The organism is Pantoea sp. At-9b, assembly GCF_000175935.2.
Lineage (GTDB): Bacteria > Pseudomonadota > Gammaproteobacteria > Enterobacterales > Enterobacteriaceae > Pantoea.
The window spans coordinates 295,226-320,615 of record NC_014839.1 but is presented as its reverse complement, the minus strand read 5'-3'; the positions used below and the strand labels follow the sequence as shown (position 1 = coordinate 320,615).

Annotated in this window: 18 protein-coding genes and 6 pseudogenes; 10 read left to right on the top strand and 14 right to left on the bottom strand. The window is 46.6% G+C overall.

Annotated features, from left to right (window positions below; translation table 11 throughout):
- Positions 1–697: 697 nt before the first annotated feature.
- Positions 698–1,346, top strand: a pseudogene (locus PAT9B_RS30095) (IS6 family transposase).
- Positions 1,347–1,749: 403 nt separating this feature from the next.
- On the opposite strand, the gene PAT9B_RS25390 reads toward PAT9B_RS30095, so the two are convergent.
- Both PAT9B_RS25390 and PAT9B_RS25385 read right to left on the bottom strand, forming a co-directional pair.
- A complete protein-coding gene (locus tag PAT9B_RS25390; RefSeq protein WP_013512151.1) occupies positions 1,750–2,907 on the bottom strand; it encodes a glycosyltransferase in 1,158 nt (385 codons plus the stop codon).
- 448 nt (positions 2,908–3,355) lie between these two features.
- A complete protein-coding gene (locus tag PAT9B_RS25385; protein WP_013512150.1) occupies positions 3,356–3,757 on the bottom strand; it encodes a RidA family protein in 402 nt (133 codons plus the stop codon).
- A 145-nt stretch (positions 3,758–3,902) separates the two neighbouring features.
- Between PAT9B_RS25385 and PAT9B_RS25380 the strand changes: the two genes are divergently transcribed.
- The 3 genes from PAT9B_RS25380 to iraP all read left to right on the top strand — a co-directional run bounded on the left by PAT9B_RS25380 (position 3,903) and on the right by iraP (position 5,849).
- On the top strand, positions 3,903–4,493 hold the full coding sequence (locus PAT9B_RS25380; protein WP_013512149.1) for a TetR/AcrR family transcriptional regulator: 591 nt from the start codon (positions 3,903–3,905) through the stop codon (positions 4,491–4,493).
- A 480-nt stretch (positions 4,494–4,973) separates the two neighbouring features.
- Positions 4,974–5,210 (top strand): hypothetical protein, encoded by a 237-nt coding sequence (locus tag PAT9B_RS25375; RefSeq protein ID WP_150105869.1) that lies wholly within the window; start codon positions 4,974–4,976, stop codon positions 5,208–5,210.
- A 297-nt stretch (positions 5,211–5,507) separates the two neighbouring features.
- Positions 5,508–5,849: an anti-adapter protein IraP gene (iraP, locus tag PAT9B_RS25370; RefSeq protein ID WP_013512147.1), complete on the top strand. Its 342-nt coding sequence runs from the start codon at positions 5,508–5,510 to the stop codon at positions 5,847–5,849.
- Between the two features lie 33 nt (positions 5,850–5,882).
- Here iraP and PAT9B_RS31275 read toward each other — a convergent pair.
- Positions 5,883–5,984 (bottom strand): annotated as a pseudogene (locus PAT9B_RS31275) (phage holin, lambda family); the annotation flags it as partial.
- Between the two features lie 1,679 nt (positions 5,985–7,663).
- Here PAT9B_RS31275 and PAT9B_RS31270 point away from each other — a divergent pair.
- Positions 7,664–8,438 (top strand): annotated as a pseudogene (locus tag PAT9B_RS31270) (phosphoketolase); the annotation flags it as partial.
- On the opposite strand, the gene katE reads toward PAT9B_RS31270, so the two are convergent.
- The 5 genes from katE to PAT9B_RS25345 all read right to left on the bottom strand — a co-directional run bounded on the left by katE (position 8,390) and on the right by PAT9B_RS25345 (position 14,373).
- Positions 8,390–10,654, bottom strand: a complete 2,265-nt coding sequence (katE, locus tag PAT9B_RS25365) for a catalase HPII (RefSeq protein WP_013512146.1) — start codon at positions 10,652–10,654, stop codon at positions 8,390–8,392. The pseudogene PAT9B_RS31270 and the gene katE sit on opposite strands and share 49 nt — an antisense overlap.
- Before the next feature lie 599 nt (positions 10,655–11,253).
- Positions 11,254–11,493 carry a hypothetical protein gene (locus tag PAT9B_RS31545; RefSeq protein ID WP_369700791.1) on the bottom strand — a complete coding sequence of 80 codons (240 nt, stop codon included), beginning with the start codon at positions 11,491–11,493 and terminating at the stop codon, positions 11,254–11,256.
- Positions 11,494–12,143: 650 nt separating this feature from the next.
- Positions 12,144–12,443: a cytochrome d ubiquinol oxidase subunit II gene (locus PAT9B_RS31540; protein WP_223300524.1), complete on the bottom strand. Its 300-nt coding sequence runs from the start codon at positions 12,441–12,443 to the stop codon at positions 12,144–12,146.
- A 465-nt stretch (positions 12,444–12,908) separates the two neighbouring features.
- Positions 12,909–13,142 carry a hypothetical protein gene (locus tag PAT9B_RS25350; RefSeq protein ID WP_223300508.1) on the bottom strand — a complete coding sequence of 78 codons (234 nt, stop codon included), beginning with the start codon at positions 13,140–13,142 and terminating at the stop codon, positions 12,909–12,911.
- A gap of 1,024 nt (positions 13,143–14,166) precedes the next feature.
- Complete coding sequence (locus PAT9B_RS25345) at positions 14,167–14,373, bottom strand: hypothetical protein (RefSeq protein ID WP_041526168.1); 207 nt, start codon at positions 14,371–14,373, stop codon at positions 14,167–14,169.
- Positions 14,374–14,756: 383 nt separating this feature from the next.
- Here PAT9B_RS25345 and PAT9B_RS30740 point away from each other — a divergent pair.
- From PAT9B_RS30740 to PAT9B_RS25330, 4 genes and pseudogenes are all read left to right on the top strand, one after another.
- Positions 14,757–14,846, top strand: a pseudogene (locus PAT9B_RS30740) (cruciferin); the annotation flags it as partial.
- Between the two features lie 109 nt (positions 14,847–14,955).
- Positions 14,956–15,309: pseudogene (locus PAT9B_RS25340) on the top strand (hypothetical protein).
- A gap of 462 nt (positions 15,310–15,771) precedes the next feature.
- A complete protein-coding gene (locus PAT9B_RS25335) occupies positions 15,772–16,371 on the top strand; it encodes a hypothetical protein (protein WP_013512143.1) in 600 nt (199 codons plus the stop codon).
- Complete coding sequence (locus PAT9B_RS25330) at positions 16,371–16,646, top strand: hypothetical protein (protein WP_013512142.1); 276 nt, start codon at positions 16,371–16,373, stop codon at positions 16,644–16,646. The genes PAT9B_RS25335 and PAT9B_RS25330 overlap by 1 nt, the downstream gene beginning before the upstream one ends.
- Before the next feature lie 123 nt (positions 16,647–16,769).
- Here the strand turns inward: PAT9B_RS25330 and PAT9B_RS30060 are convergent.
- The 6 genes and pseudogenes from PAT9B_RS30060 to PAT9B_RS31020 form a co-directional block, all read right to left on the bottom strand.
- Positions 16,770–17,959, bottom strand: a pseudogene (locus PAT9B_RS30060) (IS3 family transposase).
- 1,529 nt (positions 17,960–19,488) lie between these two features.
- On the bottom strand, positions 19,489–19,716 hold the full coding sequence (locus PAT9B_RS25310; protein ID WP_013512139.1) for a YgdI/YgdR family lipoprotein: 228 nt from the start codon (positions 19,714–19,716) through the stop codon (positions 19,489–19,491).
- A 13-nt stretch (positions 19,717–19,729) separates the two neighbouring features.
- A complete protein-coding gene (locus PAT9B_RS25305; RefSeq protein WP_013512138.1) occupies positions 19,730–19,963 on the bottom strand; it encodes a YgdI/YgdR family lipoprotein in 234 nt (77 codons plus the stop codon).
- A gap of 354 nt (positions 19,964–20,317) precedes the next feature.
- Positions 20,318–20,857, bottom strand: coding sequence for a VOC family protein (locus PAT9B_RS25300; protein WP_013512137.1), 540 nt, complete (start codon positions 20,855–20,857; stop codon positions 20,318–20,320).
- Positions 20,858–21,187: 330 nt separating this feature from the next.
- Positions 21,188–22,846 carry a methyl-accepting chemotaxis protein gene (locus tag PAT9B_RS25295; RefSeq protein ID WP_013512136.1) on the bottom strand — a complete coding sequence of 553 codons (1,659 nt, stop codon included), beginning with the start codon at positions 22,844–22,846 and terminating at the stop codon, positions 21,188–21,190.
- A 755-nt stretch (positions 22,847–23,601) separates the two neighbouring features.
- Positions 23,602–23,751 carry a hypothetical protein gene (locus tag PAT9B_RS31020; protein ID WP_190274692.1) on the bottom strand — a complete coding sequence of 50 codons (150 nt, stop codon included), beginning with the start codon at positions 23,749–23,751 and terminating at the stop codon, positions 23,602–23,604.
- A 496-nt stretch (positions 23,752–24,247) separates the two neighbouring features.
- On the opposite strand from PAT9B_RS31020, the gene PAT9B_RS25285 reads away from it, so the two are divergent.
- Positions 24,248–25,153: a formate/nitrite transporter family protein gene (locus tag PAT9B_RS25285; RefSeq protein ID WP_013512135.1), complete on the top strand. Its 906-nt coding sequence runs from the start codon at positions 24,248–24,250 to the stop codon at positions 25,151–25,153.
- Positions 25,154–25,390: the final 237 nt, after the last annotated feature.

Here is a 25,390-nt window from a genome sequence, read left to right as displayed (position 1 = left end):
GACAACCTGGTCCAGAGTGTACAAATCTTCTATCCCATTGGGGTCAGCCTCAATATCATAATCATCTCGCAGGCCTTCACCTGTAACCGTCTGGCGTGAACCTCCACCAGGTCATTTCTATGAATCCAGGTTTCTCAATATCTCCGATGCCACGGGCCTTATAGCGGAAGCTAGAGACTTTCCACTTGAGGACTTCAGTAAGCATGTTACTTACTGCCGAAGACCCAGGTAAGTGGTGTCTTTTTAAGCGGCCTGTCAGCAGTTGAGGTGGTGATGATATAGCCTGTATTGGTGGTGCCGACACGCAGAGTCATTTGGGAGCCAGAACCCGGATTTACTCAACTCAGGTTATAGGTATAAGACGAGAACGCCCCCGTAGATTCAGCCTTGCAGCAATAGCCGCCGTTCTGAACCCTAAAAAGGCCACAGCACTTTAATAATGAGGCCGCGAAGTTTGCAGTTAATTTTAGCTGTCCGACGTTAATAATTCGGGCGACGTGGTATATAGGACGACTCCCATAATGGAAATCGATGTACGGAGTCGCTTGGTATAGCTCGATCACCCCGCTGGCCAGGGCAGAATAATTTTGAAAGTTGGTGTAGTCAGCTGCGTTAAGCGCAGAAATAACCCTGACGCCCTGTTGCAAAAGTTGGGATATAATAAACCTATCGTCTGCTTTTGCTGACGGAGCAGCACATAAACCCATTCAAAGGCCGGCGTTTTCAGCGTGACATCAGCCTTTTGGCGGTAGGCTGGTACTGCAAATACGGCATCAGCTACCGTGAGCTACAGGAGATGCTGCCTGAGCGAGCGGTGAGGTGAATGTCGCACACTCGACCATCTACCGCTGGGTTCAGCGTTACGCTCAAGAAATGAAAAAAGGCTGCGCTGGTACTGGCGTAACTCTTCCGATATTTGCCCGTGGCACGCTGACGAAACTTACCTGAAGGTCAATGGCCGCAGGGCTTATCTTTACCGGGCCGTCGGAAGAAGGGACCGCACTGTCGATTTTTATATCTCACCACGTCGTAACAACAAAGCCGCATATCGGTTACTGGCTAAAATCCTCAATAACGTGAAGAAGTGGCAGGTCCCGCCATTTAATAACACGGATAAAGCACCTACCTATGGTCGTGCACTCACTCTGCTCAAATGCGAAAGCAGATCTCCACTTGACGTTGAGCTCAGACAGATTAACTACCTGAATAACGTCATTGAATGCGACCATGGCAAGCTGAAAAGGATCGAGGTGATGCGTGCAATCCGTAAAGGCCAGGCTTCAACATTTTATTATATTGATTCCCTATGCGAGGTGCATCTGGTGAGCAGAATCTTTGAAATGTAGAGCCTTTCAATAACACAAATGGCCGCCTCTCCATGAACTTTGCAACAGTGCACTCTCAGATTGTCATGAACGATCAGCCTTACACCAGCTTGTCGCCTTATCGTCTTGCCCCTTCAATGAGGGAATGTTATCCGCCAGCCACAAATGATGTGACTCTCTCTTTTAGAATTATTCGTTAAAGGCGTTAAACCGCGGATTACAGTTAAGAGTCCACATAGCCCATCCCGTTATCCACATCACTGATAGGCATCCCGGTGGCATCTGTAGGCTCAACAGGATTTCATACGCAATTACTGGCCAAGAAGGGGCTTCTGCACCCGGCACTGAAATTCCGTTTATTTGCTTTCTGTCATAGGGTTTCTCACTCATCTTTCCGTTAGGAGAAACTTTTCGACATCACATCTCAGTGCTTTTCTGGTGGCATATAAATCTCATTGAGCCTGTCGCGGAAGGTTTCAGGGTCATGCTCCTCGCGTATCCTGTCAATGGCCCGCGCCGAACGGGACCGCACATCTTCGGGGTGCCGGATTATTCTGGCTACATAACTCTTAAGTTGATCAACGACTAATCTCCTCACCCTTTCTTTTGTCTCTTCTGAATCCACAGCAAGTTCATACATGTCATTAAGAGGGCACTCAATGAGCCAGCCAGCCGAAGGAGGATTGATTTCGGGAAGAGCACGGACATTGGTCGTGATCACCGGGCAGCCACACGCCTGCATTTCCAGTACTGAAAAACCGTATGTATCCTGCCAGGTGGGAAGAATACCTACATCTGTCTCTTTCAGTAAGCCGATTATTTTATCATTTGGCATTGAGGTGGAATGTGTGAAAAAGGCTTTTTCGCGGAGAAGACGTTCAATCTGGCTGTGAAAATGCGCGCTGTCCTGAAATGGCTCATGGGCAATATTATGCTTCCGTGACAAATCACCAACCATGTTCACAGACACAACCTCATTACTGATAACACCTTCTTCTTCCAGCTCCGAAAAAGCCAGTACCACCTCTGCCCCTCCTTTCCGGTAGAATTCATTACCAATAAAAGTAAAGCTGACCCTACCGCCACACGTCTCCCTTCCATCTTCGCCCAAAAGCGCCTGTGGAGGGTGTAAAATGCAGAGTTTTTTGCCAATGACTTCACTGAATGCAGGAAATGAATCAAGAAGCTTCATTTGAATATTGTACGTCGCTTCAGAAATAGCAATCAGCCGAAGGCATTCCGGTGAAGCGACCAGTCTGAGTAATTTATGCAGCTCAGGATTTTCCGTTTTTTCAATGCCATCCACCGGGAGAACTCTCGGAATCTCAGTTTCAAATGTGGACACCCACCGTGTATCGGTCTCAGCGACTTCATTAAACAGATGAATAATTCCCGTTTGTTCAGGCATGGCACCGGGAAGGGGCCTGAAGATAAACAACTTGTTCTTCCTGAGAACCTTCTGCCGTAGCACATTAACATAAGAAAATAAATTTTTTTTCTTACAGTCAATATATATATATTCAGGAAAAACAATAATATTTCTCTTTTCCGGGTAACCACTCCCGTTAATCACTATCTTCATCACTACTCCATTTTACTGAGTTCTATGATAAATGATGGTAATATTGAAACTATGACTGTACCTGTTACCTATCTGTTAACATCTCGTTCGACAGGACTGAGAAAGGTATATTTACTACAATAATTTCATATTTAACTGATGGAAATCCATACTGGAATGGTCTCTGGTACAGTATAGCCATAAAGGACCAGAAATTAAATTTCTCCATGTTTTTTCAGAAAAACCTCACATTATATCCTGTAAGAAATTTCAGTATTATCAGATGGGTGGATCACGACTGTTAGGGAAATTAAACATTTTAAGTCCCCCTCGAAAGAATTCTTCAATCGAAAAATGATAAAGACTCGTGCTTCTTGCGTCATCCTTTTATTTCATAGGTATGATATCCAGTCTCATATCTTACTCATATGCTATTCCTGAACAGACGTATCAGTCTCATGTTCCTGCATTATTTCTGATATGTAGGAATTCGGGCGATAACCTTAATTTCAAAATCGAATCCTGCAAGCCAGGTAACACCAACTGCTGTCCAGTTTGGATAAGGGGAGGCAGGAAAAATGGACTGCTTCACATGCAGAATTGTTGGAAACTGATTTTCTGGATCGGTATGAAAGGTCGTGACATCAATTAAATCGTCAAGCGTACACCCTGCCGCCGCAAGAATCGCTTCCAGGTTATCAAATGCAAGCTGTACTTGAGCGGCAAAATCCGGCTCCGGAGTACCATCTCCGCGACTTCCGACCTGGCCGGAAACAAACAGCATATCGCCAGAACGGATCGCGGCAGAATAACCGTGCTTATCATAAAGAACATGCCGGTCAGCAGGGAAAACAGGTTCGCGTTGGATCACTGGGATTCCTCTTTTTCATAAAAATGTGGAATTCGAGAAGCAAGTGACATACAAAAGATTTAACATACACTGCGTATGTATAGTAAATATCACATACATCGCGTATGTCAAGTTGGATGCGCAGTGTATGTCACAAGGAGATTATATGGCTGCTAAACGCCGCATTGAGATGATGGAAGAAAATCGCGCAAAAATGATTGCCGCAGCGCGAACAGCATTTGCCGATAAAGGATTCGCCAATACGTCAATGGATGAACTGACCGCCAGTGTTGGTCTGACTCGTGGGGCGCTATATCACAACTTTGGTGATAAAAGGGGACTTCTCGCCGCTGTTGTTGCACAGATAGACAGTGAAATGGCTCAACGCGCTAGAGCGTCCGCCGCTAATACCAGCGATGACTGGGAGAGGCTGCTGGCTGAAGGTATTGCCTATATAAATATGGCTCTGGAGCCAGAAGTTAGGCGTATTGTTCTACTTGATGGTCCGGCTTTTCTTGGCGATCCAACTCAATGGCCCAGCCAGAATAACTGCCTTGAATTCACCCAACAGACCATAACCGAAATGATGGAACGCAAGGTAGTCAAAGACATGGATGCGAAAGTTGCTGCACACCTGTTAAATAGTGCTGCGCTAAATGCTGCACTTCTGATAGCAGCCAGCGACGCCCCGCATAAGACGTTGCCACACGTTATTGAAGTGTTCGCCCTGCTTGCAAGCGGGTTACGCAATAACTAAAATCAATCGCATTAAAATTCATGCAAGATTACAACGTCTGCTTGATTCACAGTGCGTAGCGAACATTCATCCTTAGAGCAGCTGCACATCTGTCAAACAAATCCATTAATGTATAACTGCTCACCCTGCATCCGCTTACGGCACAGGCCGTTGCAGGGCCGGCCATTTTTGCCTGATATGTCAGCCTGAAGGCTTTCTGATGCCAGGGAAGCAGAAGGATGCCCCTCTCACCTCACGTCTGCCTGTTCAACGAAGGCGTGCTCTCGCTGCCTACCGATTACCGGGACCGCACCGTTAACCTATTCACATCCCTCGGGTTGCCGCCCCCCAACCTTTCGCGTGACCAGATGGAATAAAGCGAAAGCCTGTCCGGCTACATCATCCGGCAGACTTCCCTGATGGCGCAACACCTGAAGGACTGGAAAATTCTTTTGCGGGGCACCGTTCTCCAGGGCAATGATCTGGGAAGCGGTGGAAGCCATGTACCTGCGTAGCGGGCACCGGGTGTCACTGCACCAGGCGGTGTTTCCCCGGCCAGAGGGACGGATGCTGGTCTTCACGGTCAGCCTCAATAAGCCGTTGGGCTATTACCGCCTGATATTGCGGTGGCCTACCGGCTCCCAGACAAAGTCCGCGAAAATTGTCAGGAAATCGCTCAAGACATTCGGATTTCAGCAGCCGGAAGCCTTGAACAGACTGCACATCATCCTGCACTAAGACTGTGCGGGACTCCTGTTATACTGCCCACACGACCGTTCGGCGCTGACTCAAGTTGACTCCCCTACTCCCATGGTCAATGAGTATGTATGCGTTAAAGGTTTGTACTCAGTCGGACTGCCATATCGAAGCTTGAGTTGTGAGCAACCACCACGATCGATATTTTTTCTGGCATATTTAAGTCCTGTTATGTCGCATAGATACTTAACATCATTAGCATCTAAGCACTAAGCACTAAGCACTAAGCACTAAGCACTAAGCAAGCTTGACCAAAAAATTTTATTTGAGGACATTATAATGAAAAATGTCATTCTAAGCATGTTGGCCAAAATATCTTCTCTTGACGCTAATGCTAAACAACTGACTGCACAGGTTGAAGCTCAATCTTTGCTTATAAGTGCATTGATCCTTGCTATAAGCAAAGAAGGTGGCATCACAGAGATGGTAGGCAGCGTCAGTAAGGCAATAAACTCAGTGCTCGAGTCTTCTGAAGACTTATTAAAATCCGATGCAGAATTACTCTTGTCTAAGTTTCAGGAGCAACTCCAGTTGACCCGACTTATCGAAGAATTTAAAGATGAAGTAACTGATGAATCGTTAGATAACTTCACATCTTTGCCTGATAAATCAGGTGATTGAGTAAATCTCATTCATTCTCGGAACATCGGTTTCGCCACCGCCATAAGCAATGCGCAAACCTAGCATCACAAATGCCAGCAGAATAGCACCAACTGGTGTGTCTCGACGCAACCAGATCTGAAGAAGCTCGTACACATCCGGCCATAACTACATTACGGGTCATTATTCATCTTCATGGTCTCTCACCTCCGTAACACGGTTGGTGCTGTCTGTTGTCTGAGGAAATAATGCGTAAGCCCCCTTCACTGATGAGGGAGCAGGAAAAGAAGGGATAAAAGATTGCAAAAGAAAAAGGCACCGCCGTAGTGATGCCTTATAAGTAAATATATTGCTGCGGTGCCGGGTGCCTCCCGGTGAGTAAAGCCAGTCCACTTTACCCGCAATAGGCTTGCATTATCAGGAGCAGATGACTGATGCCCCTCCGCTCAGGGGGATTCACCGCCCATATAGTTTAGCATCAGGAAAAAACGTTGCTGCGGTGCCAGGTGCCAGGTGCCTCCCGGTGAGTAACGCACAGCAACTTTACCCGCTTTCGACCAAGACTATGCTTCAGTGTAAGCTCCTCCGCACAGTAGGATACCGTATTAAGCACAAATTATTAAAACCTGACAGATAATAAAACCAGGTTATATTTCGAGAAAGTTTCTTTGGATGGTGAGATCGTCGCGGCCACACCATGTAAATAACATGTTAAAAGTAACGCACAAAAACATTAGCATGGTTATTAAATTAATGCCATTATGGACATGGAATAACCCTGTGATGATTTTCGTTTCTACCCGCACATTCCCTTTGTTTAGGATGTGCGGGATCTTTTTTACCTATTTGAATTTTGTTGCGGTGCCGGGTGCCTCCCGGTGAAAAGGACGGCCACAATCCTTTTCGCTGCTTTTTTAAACCATAACCTGTGGCCATGCCCCGCCGCACAGGGGGATTCACCGCATTGTGAGCAAATTATCATAGCCTGCTTTTAAAGGATACCCTGCCACACATGAGCTTTAATTACCTGACTCGTCAGCCGCAGGAATAATTCTGTTTTGGCTAGATCCCACAACGGATTGCCGTCTGTTTCATAAATTGAAACATATGTTGTCGCTAAACGGATGGGCTGCTGAATTGTACAGAGAATGTCAAACTGCCGGCCCCTATAAGTTCCCCCTGAAAGGCTCCATGGTTGAAATGCAACGAGCGTGGCGCGTATATGATATAGGCCCGCCGAAGGCAGGCCTTCAAAGATTATTCAGCAAACCGTTCTGCTTCTTCAAATGACTCGATGTGGCTTACGCCCAGATAGAGAGCACCGATTGATCCAATTATGTAAGCGACTATCTTATTGTCAAAAAAACGATGAATGTAGCTCACTTAGATATGCTCCATTTACATAGTTTATGATGCGGCGCCGGGTGCCTCCCGATAAGCAAAGCACAGCCAGCTATACTCGCCTAGCCTATATTCTTCATGAGCTTGACTTTAGGCCTCTCCGCTTACAAGGATTCATCGCATAAAGCACAAACTATCAAATCGTGAGACTGAAGGAAACCCTGTCGAACATTGGCGTTGATTTCCTTGTTCGATAGTCACAGGGATAATGCTGTCGTGGATTCACCGTAATATGAAAGGTGTTGGGTATTTGCAGCTATCGGCATGGATTGGGATATGGACCCGAAATGACCGAGGGGTCACTACAATAGGCCCGCTCGGTTATCTGGCGGACAGTTTCTTCTTTAAACTCAGGGGTAAATCGTGGTGTGCGTATAAACTCCTTCTATGCTCAAAATATAGGGCAGATTTGTCTACGAGCGCGGGACCACTCGAAGGATCACAATGGCTTCAGTCATCAGGCCCCAGGTTCTATCGATCATGTCGCCAATAAAAAGGCCGGCATTGTGCGCATCTATCTGCCACCCGATGCCAATACCCTACTATGGGTTGGCGATCATTGCCTGAAGACCTGGGTTCACATCAACATGATTGTGCTGCGCCGCAGTGGCTCGATTGTGACAGCGCAATTGCCCACTGTGAACGGGCATGGGTGAATGGCGCTGGGCAAGCACCAGTGAGGATCCTGAAGTAGTGATGAGGTGGATTTGCGTGGCTATCTGCCATTCGTGTGGTGGACCTGATGGCACTGCAATCCTGCGCCCAGCATCCGCATGGCAAATCAGAAGAGGAATCTGATGCGCTGCTCAGAGCAGATAAACCGGTAATTTTTTCTTCACGTCTACCCCAGCCTGATCCATCGCCTGACCTGTCGACGAAACAATCACCGTAACTTCCACGTGCAGGGTTTTAATGAAGAAGGCACCACGACCACGCCATTCGATATGACGGTACTGAACGAACTGGATCGGTACCATCTGGCACAGGAAGCCATTTGCCGGGCATGCAGAGCATCATCCTGAAGTACTCAATGATCTCCAGAAACGTATCACGGAACATCTCCGCTATATCCGGGAATATGGCGAAGTAGTTCCGAAAGTACGCCACTGGCAGTGGTCCGGGAAGAACCCGCAAGGCGGACCCGAAATCCGCCTGAACGGTTATGCCGCCACTGTTGCCGCCTTCTTGCTGCGTGACCAGACACGATGAACCGCCATCGCGGCAAGAAAATCGGTCATCAGGGTACCCTCCGCTTTGCTTCCTTCTGCCAGTCCCTCCTCCGTTTCACTGTCTTTCAGGCTAAACTGCGCTTTAAAGCGGCGTGCGTCACCGCTCAGACCAATGACCTTCAGATGCTTATAGGTTTCCAGCAGGAAATAACGCGCATCCCCACTCAGCAGCAATGCATCGATATTACCGTCCGGCACCAGCACCGCATCAAACGTCAGCGACGGCAGACCATTGAACGTCGCATCGACGGGCAATACCGAGCCATCATCGGCGCGTACCTTCCCCATATGCGCCGCCAGCAGTTTGGCGTGAACACCTCTGGCTTTCAGCTCCTGAAACATCGCCAGCACATCAGCCGCTTTCACACCATCGCTGACCAACAATGCGACCTGCCGCCCCCGGATATCACCACCCGGCACAGCATAAAGACTGAGGCTGTCATCCTTCGTAAGCCCATTCACATCTTTGGCGGTGACGACTTTACGCTGTTCCTGACTGAATTCAATGCCGAGATTATCCGCCACGCCCTGCGCCAAGTCTGGATCTATATGCAACAGATGATCGACCACCCGTTCTCGGATATAGGCGCGGGCCACCTTGCTCAGCTCAAATGAAAAGGCACCGACGATATGCTGCTGCTCAACAGGTGTCTGGCTCTGCCAGAACAATTTTGGCTGGGAATAATATTCACCAAAAGAGTCGCTGCGCTCACGAACCTTCTGCCCTTCAATCCTTTCCTGATAGCTGTCGAATCCCCCCTTCTCCGCAGCCGGGGTGCTTTCCCGTGGCCAGTTATCGTTTATTGAATTAGGTTCGTAGTTGGCCGGATTGGCATCAATCTCCATACGGTGCATGCCCTGACGCTGAAAATTATGGTACGGGCAGACCGGCCGGTTGATCGGTATTTCATGAAAATTCGGCCCACCGAGGCGACTGATTTGGGTATCGGTGTAGGAAAAAAGACGCCCCTGCAACAGCGGATCGTTGGTGAAATCCAGTCCCGGCACGATATGGCCGGGGTGAAAAGCAACCTGCTCGGTTTCAGCGAAAAAGTTATCCGGATTACGGTTCAGCACCATCCGGCCCACCAACTCTACCGGCACCAGTTCTTCAGGGATCAGCTTGGTGGCATCAAGGATATCGAAATCGAAGCTGAACTCATCCTCTTCGGGGATCAGCTGAAGTCCCAGTTCATACTCAGGAAAGTCACCCGCTTCGATGGCCTCCCACAAATCGCGACGATGAAAATCCGGGTCACGACCCGTGAGTTTCTGCGCCTCATCCCACAGGAGCGAGGCCTTACCGGCCACAGGTTTCCAATGGAAACGGACAAAGGTGGCTTGACCTTCCGCGTTTATCAGACGGAAGGTGTGAATACCAAAGCCTTCCATGGTGCGGTAGCTGCGGGGGATACCACGGTCTGACATCGCCCACATCACGTTATGTAACGTTTCCGGTTGCAGCGAAACGTAATCCCAGAAGGTGTCGTGCGCGCTCTGACCTTGTGGCATTTCGTTATGCGGTTCCGGTTTCACCGCGTGCACAAAATCCGGGAATTTATGGGCGTCCTGGATGAAGAACACTGGCGTATTATTCCCCACCAGATCAAATACCCCCTCTTCCGTGTAGAATTTGGTCGCGAAGCCACGAATATCCCTTACTGTATCGGCAGAGCCTGCCCCGCCCTGCACCGTCGAGAAACGCACGAACACCGGAGTGACGGTGTCCGGATCGCTGAGGAATCCCGCCTTGGTTAACTCTTTCAACGCACGATACGGCTGAAAATAGCCGTGTGCCGCTGAACCACGGGCATGCACGATACGCTCAGGGATACGCTCATGGTCAAAATGCGTGATTTTTTCACGCATGATGAAATCTTCCAGCAGGGTCGGTCCGCGAGTACCGGCACGCAGTGAGTTCTGATCATTAGCGATACGGGTGCCCTGATTGGTGGTCAGGTCATGCTGCGTGCCATTTTTTCTAAAGGGGTCCAGCTGATTGATTTTAGGGGTTCGGGTGTCGGGTGTTTTCAGACTGCCCGGTGCCGTGGGTTCTTTACCCGGTGGCGTCGGTTTGGCTGACGGTTGATGTGAGCCATCAGCAGGAGCCAGGCTACCCAAGCCGGGCTTAACGGTTTCTGGCCCTTTATGAGGTGCCCGATGGGTGAGTTGTTTTCCTTCTGTTTCTTTTGACATTGCGAAAGTCTCCAGTGAAATATCACCTTATTAACTGTAGAGCAACCGCGTCAAAAGTAAGCACTGAAATCCTAAATAACAAGAAATAGCATGAAATTCATCTCAGCGGACTCGTTTATTCATCATTAAGAATGCACTGAATAATGATGAAATTTAGGGTTAAATCTGTCAGGTAGGATGGTAATCCTCACTTATGGATTATAGTTCAAAAAACACAACGCAGTGATAATCTGCAAGTTATATTATTTTCAGAGGTAAATATTATTTTTCGTTCACTCACTGAAAAGGAAACCCTATGAAATCATCTACTAAATAACCTGTATCGCATTGAGTATTGCCGCATTGTCAGGGTGTATGCACAGAAGTAAAACAGTTCGCGATGATGGGTGCCCTCATGCGCCGAGCGGGCAGGCCACACCTGGTGGTACTTTGGGGTCCGGTCCTGTTGGACAACCCCAGTCCTGAATAGAAATGCCCAGACAATGACCGGGCATTCTTTACCGGTGCAGCAGCGTTTCATCACGAGGCTATTAATTTTTCTTCCGCATATGTGACGGAAATATGACCATTAACTTCGAGTACGGCATATTTTATCTGGTCTATCCGCTCCATCCCCTGTGACAACCGGGTGAATCGAGAATATTCTCCTTACTTATGCCAGCCATCTTCATACGTTTTTCCTCCAGATTACCATTTTCAACCAGAATCATAGGCCAGCCCTCTGCCATGTGTTCAAGATAAGGAAATCGCGTTTTAAGTTTGCCGAGAAAAAGATTAATCGTAATGAGGGTTACAATAGTCAGCGCTGCCGCCGTCACGGAAAAATCATCACCCAGCAACGCCTACTCAGGGGATTCACTGATAATCAGTAACTGAATCAGGTCAAAGGATGTCATCTGTCAAAACGTTCGCCTGCCGCAATTTTAAATACCACATCAGGACAAGATAGATGCCAGCAGCTCGCAATACGGTTTCTATATCACTCTCCTTCAGGGGTATACCCACTGATTGAACTGGACCGGTTGTTGATTATCGGCGCTGGCACTGATTGCTACCCACCTCGGTTGCTGTGGCTGAAATCCCAGCCATACCGTATGACCCCCCTCCTGTATTACGGAATGAATATGTCAGCCGCATATCACTTCCGTCAGAAAGCTCCTGGACTGGCTGTAGCTGTAAGGTCTGTATCTGCAAGTTATTAAGTGCCCCACATCCTATCATGGCAGTAAATTTCCGCCGGGCGGCGTATCAATCCAGATACTCATCTCCATATTACTTTGTACCCGACCAAAGTGTTCATATTCTACCTTCAATTTACCATCAGGTGATTGCACCGACCCATCACTCAGAAACCCTCTGGAAAAAAGGCCACATGCCACCGGAATGACAATGAGAACTTATTCCCTGATGCGCCGAATCCAAGGCTACCTGCGTAACCAGATGATATTTTCTTTTATCGGGTAATCCCGGATGCAGAATTCATCTTTATTCATAGGGTAGAAACCTCGTGAACGTTAAAGATATCGCACTTCGGATGATGGCCTTTTATTATCCAGAACGGCCAGATATGATAAATTAACGTCAGCAGGATCATGACTGCCGTCCCGATCAGGACGACCTGCTGGGTAACACTGGAAGCGGCGCTTTGATACAAATTAACCTGACTTGGAATTATCCAGGGATACATAGCGTAGATAATACCGGTTAACGTCGAGGTAATCAGCGTAAGGATCATGATTAACAGCCAAAGAGCATTACCGCACCAGAACGTGAAGAGCTGTAAAACCAGAACAACCTCATAATAATAATGATTAATTTACCGAACGGACGCTGCCAGCACTGTCACCAAAGTGACGGGATGAGAAGCTACAAAGCGATAGATATTAGTAACGATGTAATCCACCACATCCAGGCATGTGTGCCTGCCAGAGGAAACACCGTATACCCCCGATCCGCCAGCGTATCATTTTTTTATCCGGCCCCGCACCATCAACTGCACTTGAACTGAACCAGACTTTTCCGGTGATATCTGCAAATAACACTCAGTAAGTCCACCGTAGCGTCAATGAATAACATCTCCCATTGCTTCCATGCCACAACTCTAGAAGCTAATTCCTGATTTTCTTATTCCCTGCTATATGCGTTCCTCACACCAACTGATAGAAAAGAGAAAGTGCCTTAATTTGCTAACTAATGATGAGTTAGGTTTAAAAAAGTAAATTACTTGAGAGATTCAAATTATATGCGTAGGGATTTACGCTATATTCTTTAGCAGTTTTTCCCCTTCATCTGTTAGCCTGACTCTGTAATAGCGAGTCATGTCACTTGGGTAGCGTTCAAAATCAATCAATCCTTCGCGTATTAATGGTGGCAGGCTCCGACAATTAACCACTTTACGATTATCGTACCTGGGGCCTTTTCTTATTTCAATTCCTACAGCTTTATCCCCACGCAAATTATATTCTGCACCATCTTTGATACGACGCATCGTATTATACTTTTCCTCTGACATGCCCATAGTATCGATTCACCTTGAGTTCGGCCCTAAACTGAGAACGTATAAGTACACTTCCTTGCGATGCAAATGTATCTAACTTAGTGACATTGCCAACTGGCATAGTAATTATTTCTTAAGTATAATGAACTACCATTATTGGTAGCTTGACAAACAGAGTTTTTGTGCTAATACGCCATGCGTTTATAAAAAACTCCTAGAGTACATTAACTGGCCTTAGCTCTTTACCATCTTACATATTTACCCATCTTTGGGTTGTCGCCGCTGACATGCACTACCATCTATAAGTTTCCACTCCATCACTCGGTTACGTCCTTCATCCTGATATACCTGCTCGCATCTGAGCTAGCCCATAAGGAGAATTGTAGTCAATCCCATTTTGATAGGTTAATGAACACCTCTGAAGTTTTCGCGTCTTCCCTTGACAAATTTTTATAAAAACAAGCTGTATCAATGCTTTCAGAAACAAATTAGGAATAATACTTATACTATTTTCGGATTTTTTCTCCAAGCTTAGAAGTTGTCATTCTTCGCCAGTAGGTATTTCAGCCGAAGGGAAATACAGCCTTAGCTTCATTCCGACGCCCCCATTTCAGGAGCAACCAAACGCGATAAGCGACAGTCTCCCTCCATACGCAATTCACGAATGTTGTATTCGCAATTGAGACGAATGCCATCCATCAAGATTAGCTCTTCCGCCAGTGGTAACTCTGTTTCTAACATTACTGTGGTGTAGCGCTCAATAACCTCTCTGAGATCTGAATCGCCTGCCGAATTCTCAGAAACCTAATGTGGGATTTTTTTCGAGCGGTGTGTTGGCTGATGGAACTAACTGCTATGGCAACCCTCTCTGTCGGTATAACCAGAAACTCAGGGCTATATACGTTATCAGCGGCCCATGTATACGCCTATTTTGATTCTTAATGAGAGTAAACTAGTTTCTCACCAATAAAGCCACTGCACATGCCAGAGCCGATATGCCGCTATAACTCTCAATTTATTCACTGGTAAGCGGCAGCCCGGTTTCATGGATGAAAATGTCATCAGGCGAGCCTGATAATCCGTAATGTTCTTTGGCTTCCATGATAATCTGCGTAACTTCCAGTACCTGAAGTCCGCTTTCAAAATCGAGGCTGATTTCAAATGTTCCCTCCGCCAACTGCGCATCATGGTTTTTGGCTAGCAACTCCACCAGCTTGCGCATTTGGGATTGCATTAAACTGCGGGATGGTGCCAGAACGGGGCAGTTTCTTTCTGCCGCTGACTTTCACCTTCTCAATTTGGGTTTAGGATATGTGCTCGGACAAGCACCTTATTGTCCTATGCCTTAATACTATCAGTTACCGCCCTGCATTTTGTCAGCTTGTACAGGCACCGGGAGGCACCCAGCACCACACATTCTGTCAGGTATGGAGTAGCGGCGATGAGTGTTGCAGTGCTCACCAGCCAATTTGAATGGCTCCATTTTGATCTATTGCCATCAACGGCACGGGATTCGTGCAACCCCAAAACGGTATTGAGAAATTTATGCAGTACGCACAAGACAATATCAGTTAGGCATAGTCACCCCGCCCATTTCGCGGCTGTCTCATGCCTGACGGCACTGTAATTAAAAATCCTATTAAGGTTCAGAACATTGCTGAACGTCTCGACAAAGCCAGTAAAACAATTCACTGAGGTCCACCAGGATGTGTTGTATATGGCATTCAGCAAGCTGGGTCTGGGTTATTTCAGGCTGTGTGGTTTTCCGGGTGGTTGCGGCATCTCTGATTATTTGGTGATTGAAATGAGCGAAGTTAACAAAATTACTGCTTTACCTGTGGTGCTCGATAATTGCGAATACTGGCCCCACCCTGTTAATAACCAATTCTGTGATGGTCGAGAATTTATAGCCTCTGAAGAATTCAATCTATGGCCGAAATCGCAGGGGCTGGTGTGGTCAGTTTAGTATCGTGATGAAGAAAATATTGATCCTGATGTTGATGGCTATGACATCTCAACATGGCATCCAGAAGTACCGAAAGGTGAAGGATGGTTTATTGCTTCCATCCACGATATCGAAGATGGCGCAGTTTGTATCTTGTTACGCGATGCAACTCTTACCGCTAATGGGGGTGATCTTCATTGCTGCAACTTCTGAGGTCATCCAATACCACCGGGCAAAGAAATTTTTAAGTTTCACAGATACAGTGGTCTTTGCCCAGAAGCAACACCATATAGCGATAAACAGCTATGGATGGTGAGTGACGGCTACCAAACATAAGCGGCTAAAGCATGCTAACCAACTTATAGCAGCACATGGGCGCAGATTTTTCTATAACGACAGCACATATGTCACATCAAAGCTGTTATTCGATAAACGTAGCCGCGTCTATTTTCTTGATGACTTTACGGTGCAGTGCGTCTTTACGCATAAAACTAATCAGTTAAATAAATGGCGTGTTTTTTCGCACGGTGGTACCTTGCGCGGTCTTGTTGTAATACCTCGGTATCGAAAGGTGCAATGTTTATGACGACAACATCTGGGGCTATTCAGATGAGGCAATTAAAGAGATACGTGAGCAGGCAGCATTCTTGGCGATCATTGTGGAGGTGAAAAGCCATGTGTAAGCGAGGAATGTATTTCAACGCCGACATGGTTAGGGCAGTTCTGTACGATAGCAAGACGCAGACGCGCCGGGTTGTTAATGGTGTCCCGTCTACCCACAATTTCCATGGCGGGATTTTGATTAGCACCCGTGTGAAAGATGAGGGTAAAGCATGCTGGGCTGTTGGAATCTCTCCCCTACTTACCAATCCGATTCGTGTTCGCTGTCCATTCAGTGAAGTTGGTGATCGCCTGTGGGTGCGGGAGACGTTTGCTGTTCATGGCAACAGTGATCATTATGCAATTCACTATCGAGCGAACCACACGGCGCATGTTGAACTAAAAGACATGGGCTATAGACCATCCATCCACATAACGCGCTGGGCTTCACGCATAACACTGGAGATTACCGGTGTTCGAGTGGAGCGGTCGACATCAATCAATGATGAAGATGCGGCAGCAGAGAGATATCGGGCTGAGCACTCTATTGATGGCCTGACACATGATGCCTGGCTGTGGTTCCGCAACTTATGGGATGGCATCTATTCAGATAATTCAATCAAGGCTAACCCGTGGGTGTGGATCATTGAGTTTAAGCGCGTGGAGGCTGACTGATGGAACGTTGTCCAAAATGCGGCAGATGGCGCGGTGAGCCGAAACCCGTAGCCGTTGGTGACAAAGTGGCGTTCACCTTTCAGCACACCAGTCCCAGCATCAACAAGCTGTGTGGACGCATCGGTAAACTGTTGCTCATCAAAGAAAATGGCTACAGCGTCATCTATCGCGGGAAAGTCTATCACTCTGATGAGGTTGCTCATATTGATGACCCCACACCTTTAACACTGGCTTTTAATGGTGTATGTGACTGTAATGAGGAGCTGATTAAATGACTAATAATCGCAAGCCATGCACATACGTAAATAAATACACCGGGAAAATGTTTTATCTCAACCATCCGCACAAGACAAGGGGGCATTGATCTTGACCCGCCATCTCCAGACGCCTTTTCTCTCTTACGGCTGTGATAACTTTCTGCGTATATATTCCCGCGGCAAGTGATGTCGTAGCGCGCTATGTGGGTTATGTTCGTTGTAATGACTGAACGCCACCGCCAGGTTCATCGCCGCTGCGAGGCTGTCCGGTTTTGGCATCACCGTGTGTAATCCCGCTTTATCGTTTTCACGAAGCTTTCTACTATGCCATTGTTTTCCGGGCTGCGAACTGCGGTCGTACATGGCTCAAATCCCAGCATCAGGGCGAACGCCCGCGTTTCATGCACTCTGTAGGCTGAACCGTTATCTGTCAGCCATTCCACCAGTTCTGACGGCAGATGCTGGCCGAAGCGTTTTTCTACCGGACCCAGCATGACGTCCTGCACCGTTTCTTTGTCATAGCCATCGGTTTCGCTACCCAGTCGATGATCTCCCGATCGCAGCAGTCATGTGCGAAGGTTATCCGCAGCTTTTCATCATTGTCGCAACGGAACTCGAAGCTATCACCGGTTGCTCTCAGTGACCGACACACGTCCTTTATGTGCACGCTTACGCTGAGGATCAGCAGGTGTGCGCTCCAGCAGAAGGTGATGAGTACGCATAATCCGGTACACGTGTTTTGCGTTAACAACAGGAAGCGCATCACGCTCTGACCGTCGCCGCAACAGCGCCCACACCCGGCGACAACCATATGTGGGTAGTTCGTCGACCATAGTATGTATCCGGGATAACACCGCAGTATCGTCAAAACTGGTATGCAGCCTGCGATCCTGCCACTCTGGCGAACGGTGGACCCTGAGACTCAGTTGCGCACTGGACACTCCAATACTGCGGCTGACGTCGCTTGTTCGTCGTCCTCTGGCAACAAGGGCGCATGCGCAATCCATTTTTTGTCCGGCCGAACTCCACGGCCTCTTTGAGTATTTCGGCTTTCATCGTTTTTTACCCAGAAGACGCTGAAGTACGCGAATTTGCTTATTGGCAGCCGCAAGCTCGGAAGCGGGAACGACTTCTCCGCGTGAGGTCACGGCGGCCGGTGAGCCGTCTTCATATTGCCTGCGTTGCTTGAAGATCTGATTAGCATTGATACCGTGCAGTCGCGCCACGTGAGAAATCATCATGCCCGGTTCCATAGTCTGCTGAATAATGGCAATTTTTTCCTGCGGAGTACGACGCCGACGTCGCTCCGGTCCTGGGAACACTTCAACCATCTTATTATTCTGACTGGTGTTAAACATAATTCCAAGACTACCTCTTATTTTAAGAGAGGAAAAGTGTCTGGTGATCTAAGGGGCTAATCTATTATGAACCGAACGATGACAGAACTGGATGTAAAGACGCTATTGTAAATGCCTTACCTTAATCTTACGGAAATAGCCTTTCTGATGCGAGTGACTCCACAGACTATTCGTAAATGGAATAAATCAACGGATGCACAATGCGTCCTCACAATCCAGCATTTCCTGAGCCTGCTCATCGGGGGGCTGACTCTTCGCACTTGTGACATACTGAACTATCAGGATGGAAGCACCTGCACGGCAACCTTGCCCTCAACACTAACTAACGTGTATTAGCTCAGACTTGACCTGGCATTGTCACAGCACAGAGCTTAACCTTATCTGACAGGAAAATCTGTGCCAAAAGCTAAAGTAGCACTTGAAACCTTATGTCAAATTGGTACAGGTAGCTCCATAATTTTGAGTATTGTTCCGCTCATCCATCGTCAGAGTAAAAGCATGCTTGCGGGCTCATTTTACGCATCATAAATATCTCGTACATACCGGAGACCTGTTTTAGTAAGGATATTTTGGGATGCCTGATGGTTGGGCCTTATTACCGCAGATATTTAAGCCACTTTTAACTTACTAAATCCATAGAAAACTCTGTAGCCAAGCTATTTCCCATGACTCAGTGTAGAGAAACGATAACCCAAGTGAATTATCGGCGTATCGTCATAACTGATGATACTCCCTCCAAACCGATAATCCTTTCAGGATTTTGCTTAAGTAAGATGACCCAGCTTCCGAAGCTGTAAGTTTCCCGCTGATGAGATCGTCTGCACAACGGTAATTTTCTTTCCAGGCTAAAGGGGGCAGATTCCTGATCGATTAGGCACGTGAACATAGATTATGAACATGACTTGTTGTTCAGCCCACGAAAGTAAAGATGGCGGGTTTCTTACTACCTGAAATCCAGCCAGATGGACACAATAGCTGCTCATCCGGAAAAAATTTTTAGCGTTACGAGGCCTGCCATATCTGCACCATCTGTTACCTAAAGAAATAACCAGTCCACTACTACAATCAGCCCTATTATCAGAGCTATAAAAGCAGATCCGGTTGAGAATGCGTGTTCGGTAGCCTCTTCTTCATTACGGATGTCATGGAATCTGGCTATCGCGTAATGCGCATTCGGGGCATTCAGCTCTTCGGGTTGCTTTTCATATCCCCATTCCTGTAGGCACGCTGAGCCAATTATGTCATTTCTCTCCAGTGCGTTGAGATGGCTACCCTTTTTAAAAAAACAGTACAATGGCATGGCTTCCTCCATGATCTGTGTGGTATTCAGGAATTACTTAGCTGAACCAAGTCGGTATCATACAGATAAGTCACAAATTAAAAAGTGCTGAATGAATTATACATCAGCGTATTGTATCACTGAGAGATTTGCTGATGGGATATTAGAAGTAAATGTAGCTTCTGGTTGAGACAAAAACCGCCTTAAAGGCGGTTTTTACTGATTAATGAGGAATCTCGGAGACTTCTTTGACTTCCTGCCGGTTGATCTGCTGTTTCACACCATTAGCATCAGTATAACCCAGCATTCCTGTATCAGATTCTTTCGGTTTACCATCGCTGACAATTGTACGTCCGTCATTCGTCTGAATTGCGTAGCTTGTGCGTGTGCACCCGGTCAGGGTTGAAAGTGCAATAATCCCCGCCATTGCTGAAAAAACCAGTTTTTTCATAGAACGCTCCTTATCAGTTATCCAGTTCACTCATGTTGGTAATTTTGTCGCGGTTGATCTGTTCGGTTCTGCCTGTCTGAGCGTCTTTGTAAGAAACCAGACCGGTATCACTGTCAATCTGAGGCTTTCCGTCTGTAACAATAGTGCGTCCGTCTGTAGTTTTAATGGCCTGATTTGATGAACAACCGGTAACCGAGAAAGCGAAAGCTGAAGCAATCAAGAGAAAATAAAGACCTTTCTTATGCATTTCGTATCCCTCATATTGGAGAAAAAGTGTATCTAACTTACTAAGAATAGATATCTATATGTGTTCTGCATCTGATAGATGCTAATATCCCACAAAATGCACAAATGGGAGAAAGGCCCCCGGTAATCTCCTGCACTAACTAGATTCACGGTGAGGGCCTCTGACGGATAGCCAGAGCACTCTTATGTTAAAAACTGAATGTTCGACAGTGGCAAAAAAGGTCCCTGACACAATCGCCTACGTAAGATAAAAAAATTCTGTGCCATGAAGTGGCACAGAATTCGATAAGGAAGCCTGCTCTTGGCTAATTGCTTACCTTTAGATGCTCTTGGCAGACAGTATCACCTGCCAAGCTCATGGTTCAGGTATCCATGTCTCTGCTTCGCTATCTGCAGGGTAGTAATAACCATTCGGTATTGATTGCAGCTCTATCAGGCTGCCCCAGGGAGAATAGAAGTATACGCTGGCATTATCTTCAGTGTCTTCATGACGTGAGTTTCCATGCACTTCCGAAAGAAACCTTCCTCCCGCTGCCTTGGCCCTTTCTACGGCGTAATTTATATCATCTACGTAAAGAGAAATGTGGTTCCAGCCAATATCCTGCAGGCTTACCGGCTTATCCTGTTCTTCACTTACTATCTCAAAAAGTTCCAAATTTGGACCATTACCAAGCCGTAGTAACCGTTGTTTGATAATAACTGAGCCTGAAGTTAAGCCCAGTTGTCTCTCCACATCCGCGCCTTTCCTTGGCGGATCATTGTCTGTGAGACCGTTATAAACAAATTTTGCATCCAGCGCCTTTTGCAGAAATTCAGTTGCCTGCTGCAGGTCAGGAACTGTTAATCCCACATGGTTGATGCCCCGGGTAAGGGGGCGATCCATTTTATTTTCCATACATACACTCCAGTTGAACATCTGAATGGTTTCTACATAGAGGGTAGTACCTTTTCACTTAGGAAAAGCATCAAGAGTGTATGGGATGTTAAGTTTAATGTAACGAGAACTCACAACCATGATGAGCCAAACGTTCGCTGTTCGTTCCTAGCAGCCCTTAAGACAGTATACTCTGTGCCAGAAGCGGAAGTAGTCAATATCTTCGGAGATTATTTAATGTCCCGGAATCCGGAAAAATCAGATTGATAAAAATTGATTACGATAAAACCAAGAAAGCGCTGACATATCAGCGCTTATAAAAACCCTGCTGTTAGAGGATAGCCTGTTAATTTAAAAACTTTCCCAGTTTACTTTATTCACTTCTGCAGCAATTAAATCTGGTTTTTCTTTTGGCTGTATCGGCCTGCTAAACGCCGCCTTGCCCCGTGCCTTTTCATGGACCGGAGTTTCTTCCAGGGTAAAAGTAGATACAAGTCCTGACAGTTTTTCAGCCTGTTCCTGCAGTGATTTTGATGCCGAAGAAGCCTCTTCAACCAGAGAGGCGTTCTGCTGTGTTACCTCGTCCATTTGCCCGATGGCCAGATGAACCTGCTTAATGCCTTTACTCTGTTCAGAGGTTGCGGCAGCAATTTCATTAACCAGATCGGCAACCTGCTGTATGGCACTGCTGACATTCTCTGTATTACCGCCAACATGCGTTGCCTGTTGAAGTCCTTGTTCGACCTGAGAAACGGAAAGTGAAATCAGGTCCTTTATCTCCCGCGCAGCAGTCGAAGAACGCTGGGCCAGATTACGCACTTCAGAAGCAACAACCGCAAATCCCCTTCCATGTTCACCAGCGCGCGCGGCCTCAACTGCGGCATTAAGCGCCAGAATATTGGTCTGGAAAGCAATACTCTCAATCAGTCCCGTAATTTCTGAAATTTTTGCTGAACTCCCGCGAATATCGGACATAGTTTCCAGCATCCCACTGACAGCGATTCTGTTCTGCCGTGATAAATCATTGGCATGATTCGCCAGTGTGCTTGCCTGAAAAGCTCCCTCTGCGTTCTGCCTGACAGTATCGCTCAAGGTGGCCACGCTTGCTGAAGTCTGTTCTAGCGACGCTGCTTGCTGCTCGGTACGTGATGACAGGTCCTCGTTGCCTGCAGCAATCTGTGTAGATCCCGTGCTGACAGACTGTGCCGCATGGTTCACAGACAAAAGTGTTGCGGATACCTTTTTAAGCAGGTTGTTAAATGCCGATGCCGTCTGTCCTATTTCGTCATTTCTGAGTACGGAAGCCACATGCGTCAGGTCAAGATTATTGCTAACCTCCGTCATAGTGTTTTGCATACTATTCAGGCTTCGCTTAATCCCCATAATGATACTCACAGAAAAAAGACCAAATACAATAATGACACCTACTGACGATGCGGTCATTATCCAAAACGTTTGAGAATAAATCTTCTTATTTACAGCCCTTAATTCATTAGAAATTTTAATATTTAAATCAATTTGTCTGGTAAATTCCGACTCCATTTTTCTTGTGACAGCACCCACCCCATTATCGCCTTTAAGTTGCTCAAGAGAAAGCACATCATCATTGCCGTATGAGGCGGCTAAAAAAGCTGATAATGCAGAACGAACGGCATTGATATTACGGAATGCTTGCTCGGTCATGGTCCTATCTTCGTCACTGGAGATATCGTTCGCCATGTAATAATCAGTAAGTGAAGTAAGTGTGTTCAGCAGGCCATTGATTCTTTTTTCAGCGGCATCCTTATCTGCTTTCACTGATGCCGTCTGATGGCGGTACAGCGCAATACCCAGCTGATTTGTACTACTTATTGATTTGTTCAGATCCTTGATGCTGGGTATCGCATTGTTCTGTACATATTCAAAGCGCGACTGAAAACCCGAAATCACCGAAAGTGAAACGGCAACAATTGAGAAGAGAGATAACGCCAGCAGAAAAAACGCCAGCAACAAACGCTGTGTAATAGTCATATGAGCCCTAGTAGAAAGGTTTAAAGAATACAAAAAAGGAGTATCGGCCTCGCTTTCAGAGCCTTTAATGAATTATTATGTATATATTTTTTTGGTTATCTTGACGTTTTTTATAAATATGCTAACACCCCTGTCATCCAGTCGATTAAAGTTGACTTCAAGTTAAAAATGAAACCAAGAGTTTGGGACCCCGCCAGGATTCTATTTAACGTTCTGAGAAACAATGAAAAATCTCAGTGATGTCAGACTACATGATTTTTTGCAGACGCCTAACAGGGAAGATGTTTGCTCTTTACTAAAACCAAGGTGTCTTTCGTAAATTTCGAATGTCTGCTGCTTTTCTCCAGCCTCTGGGATAATTGGCCGGACTGATACTTTTTTAGTGCGCTTGCCATCCTTGTGATGAGGGAGCGGGATCGTCCAAAGCTTTACGTCAAAATCAAAGTTCGCCTTTTCGGGATGTGACAGCCCGCCACTACAGCACCCAAACAGCAGGCACAGTTTTACGAACAGTTGGAATTTTGGTGCTATCCTGCAAGTCTCCATTTTCCGGGAAATGGTCACTATATCTTCATTGGCCAATACCCTGCCCCGTTCACCTTTAGTGATATTGAAATCAGTAAGGTGTAATTCATTCAGCAGAGCAGTTTCTGCCAGCTTACGGAGTACAGCCCAGAAATGAGCCCGCCTGATGTTGGTCAGCGAGCGATCTGAGTTGACGGGGTTTTGCGGGCCAGAGGTTCGAGCACAGTTAATCAGAGGTGGATAGTTGCGTCTGTTTTAGGCACGTTACCGATTAACGGGGAAATGTACAGCTCGAAAGAACGCAGAATATCAGTGTGCCCCTTTTCATTCTCTTTGGCGTATTTGCAGAACCCTTCACGGATCAGTTCTTCAACGGTCATGGCGGTTGACCTGAGTTGACTGACAAATTGCAAAAACCTTCCTGGATAGAGGATTCAAACGGTAGATGAGTTGGTTATAATTTTTTATGTATACGCTTATGTACAGACTGCCGGACCATGCCCGCTATCAGCACTTTTACCGTCAGGCGAAAGAGTGCCTTTGACAAAGCGATGGTAAAGCCGAGGTTCTTGAGGGGTAAATCATCGACCCTTTCCCATCATACGAGCGCATAACCAGCAAGGTGATCAGGCCAGTCACAATCACTTCTTCCAGCCCCCCTCTAACGTCTAGCTCTGTTTGCTTTAATGAAGAGTCCTCCACAACCTGACCATCAATCGTTTCCCCTATGATGGTGCCTTCATCGCGTGTACCAATTATCTCGTTCCAGTGAGACGGCTTTCAATATAGTCCTTTGCAAGGAATACAAAATCCTATAATCGTTTTGGCCCACAACGACTAAGCTTATTAGGTTAAAGTTTTTTATTAGGGAAAAAAATGAAAAAGTACCAATCGACTCCACAGGATAGCAATTATGTTGAAAGCGAAGAAAAAGAGCGAGGAACGGAAATAGAAGTTGATGAGAAGGCATTGCCTTCACGTGCTGCCGCTATTCATGAGGAAATACGCCAGGAAGGAGAAAAGGAGCTTGAGCGTGACGGTATGGCGCTACTGTGGTCAGCGATTGCTGCTGGTTTGTCAATAGGCGCATCACTTATGGTTAAAGGAATTTTCCAGGTTCATCTTGAGGGCATCCCGGGTGAATTTTTAATGGAAAACCTTGGGTACACCTTCGGTTTTGTTATAGTAATTATGGCAGGTCAGCAACTATTTACTGAAAACACAGTGACGGCTGTTTTGCCGATAATGCATAAACCAACCTTAGGAAACATGTTGCTTTTACTACGCTTATGGGGAGTGGTGCTGTCTGGTAATATGATTGGTGCCGCGCTGGGAGCTGTTGCCTTTAATTTTATGCCTATTTTCGATAATGCTACTCTTATGGCATTTACCAAAATTAGTTTTAAAGTTATGGAAAATACACCAGGCGAGATGTTTGCAAAGGCGGTGATCTCAGGCTGGATCATTGCCACTATGGTATGGATGTTACCCTCTGCCGGTAAATCGAAAATAGTGGTTATATTGATGATGACATGGCTCGTAGCAATCAGTGATCTAACACACATTGTGGTCGGTTCGGTGGAGGTACTGTATCTGGTCTTTGCCGGCCACATTCCTTGGCATGACTTCCTCTGGCCATTTGCCCTGCCGACATTGCTTGGAAATATTACCGGTGGAACGCTGATTTTTGCTTTGATTAGCCATGCGCAGATTCGCAACGATATGAGCGAAGCGGCAAAAGTCAAAGCTCGTGCCGAGCAAAAACGGCAGGCGAAGTGTTGAAATCACCCAAACTCGTTGGAATATTAGGCAAGCAGGATACAGTGGGCTAAATTTTGCCGGCACTTTAGGATAGTGTGCGGCAACATTCCCATAATTAAATGGATATAATGACAAATACTAAAATCTTTAAACGGTATCATCTCGAGATGCCTGAAATCGCTATATTATTCTATGGAGCTTTGCTAGCGTCCTCTGCCCGGACGCGGGCTTTTTTCACTTACATCATTCCTCATCATC

What these genes read in the sequence shown, in the direction of transcription:
- PAT9B_RS25390 (WP_013512151.1), bottom strand. Translation starts at nt 2,907, where the DNA reads ATGAAGATAGTGATTAACGGGAGTGGTTACCCGGAAAAGAGAAATATT.
- PAT9B_RS25380 (WP_013512149.1), top strand. Translation starts at nt 3,903, where the DNA reads ATGGCTGCTAAACGCCGCATTGAGATGATGGAAGAAAATCGCGCAAAA.
- PAT9B_RS25375 (WP_150105869.1), top strand. Translation starts at nt 4,974, where the DNA reads ATGTACCTGCGTAGCGGGCACCGGGTGTCACTGCACCAGGCGGTGTTT.
- iraP (WP_013512147.1), top strand. Translation starts at nt 5,508, where the DNA reads ATGAAAAATGTCATTCTAAGCATGTTGGCCAAAATATCTTCTCTTGAC.
- katE (WP_013512146.1), bottom strand. Translation starts at nt 10,654, where the DNA reads ATGTCAAAAGAAACAGAAGGAAAACAACTCACCCATCGGGCACCTCAT.
- PAT9B_RS25350 (WP_223300508.1), bottom strand. Translation starts at nt 13,142, where the DNA reads ATGCGTCGTATCAAAGATGGTGCAGAATATAATTTGCGTGGGGATAAA.
- PAT9B_RS25345 (WP_041526168.1), bottom strand. Translation starts at nt 14,373, where the DNA reads ATGCGCAAGCTGGTGGAGTTGCTAGCCAAAAACCATGATGCGCAGTTG.
- PAT9B_RS25335 (WP_013512143.1), top strand. Translation starts at nt 15,772, where the DNA reads ATGTGTAAGCGAGGAATGTATTTCAACGCCGACATGGTTAGGGCAGTT.
- PAT9B_RS25330 (WP_013512142.1), top strand. Translation starts at nt 16,371, where the DNA reads ATGGAACGTTGTCCAAAATGCGGCAGATGGCGCGGTGAGCCGAAACCC.
- PAT9B_RS25310 (WP_013512139.1), bottom strand. Translation starts at nt 19,716, where the DNA reads ATGAAAAAACTGGTTTTTTCAGCAATGGCGGGGATTATTGCACTTTCA.
- PAT9B_RS25305 (WP_013512138.1), bottom strand. Translation starts at nt 19,963, where the DNA reads ATGCATAAGAAAGGTCTTTATTTTCTCTTGATTGCTTCAGCTTTCGCT.
- PAT9B_RS25300 (WP_013512137.1), bottom strand. Translation starts at nt 20,857, where the DNA reads ATGGAAAATAAAATGGATCGCCCCCTTACCCGGGGCATCAACCATGTG.
- PAT9B_RS25295 (WP_013512136.1), bottom strand. Translation starts at nt 22,846, where the DNA reads ATGACTATTACACAGCGTTTGTTGCTGGCGTTTTTTCTGCTGGCGTTA.
- PAT9B_RS31020 (WP_190274692.1), bottom strand. Translation starts at nt 23,751, where the DNA reads ATGACCGTTGAAGAACTGATCCGTGAAGGGTTCTGCAAATACGCCAAA.
- PAT9B_RS25285 (WP_013512135.1), top strand. Translation starts at nt 24,248, where the DNA reads ATGAAAAAGTACCAATCGACTCCACAGGATAGCAATTATGTTGAAAGC.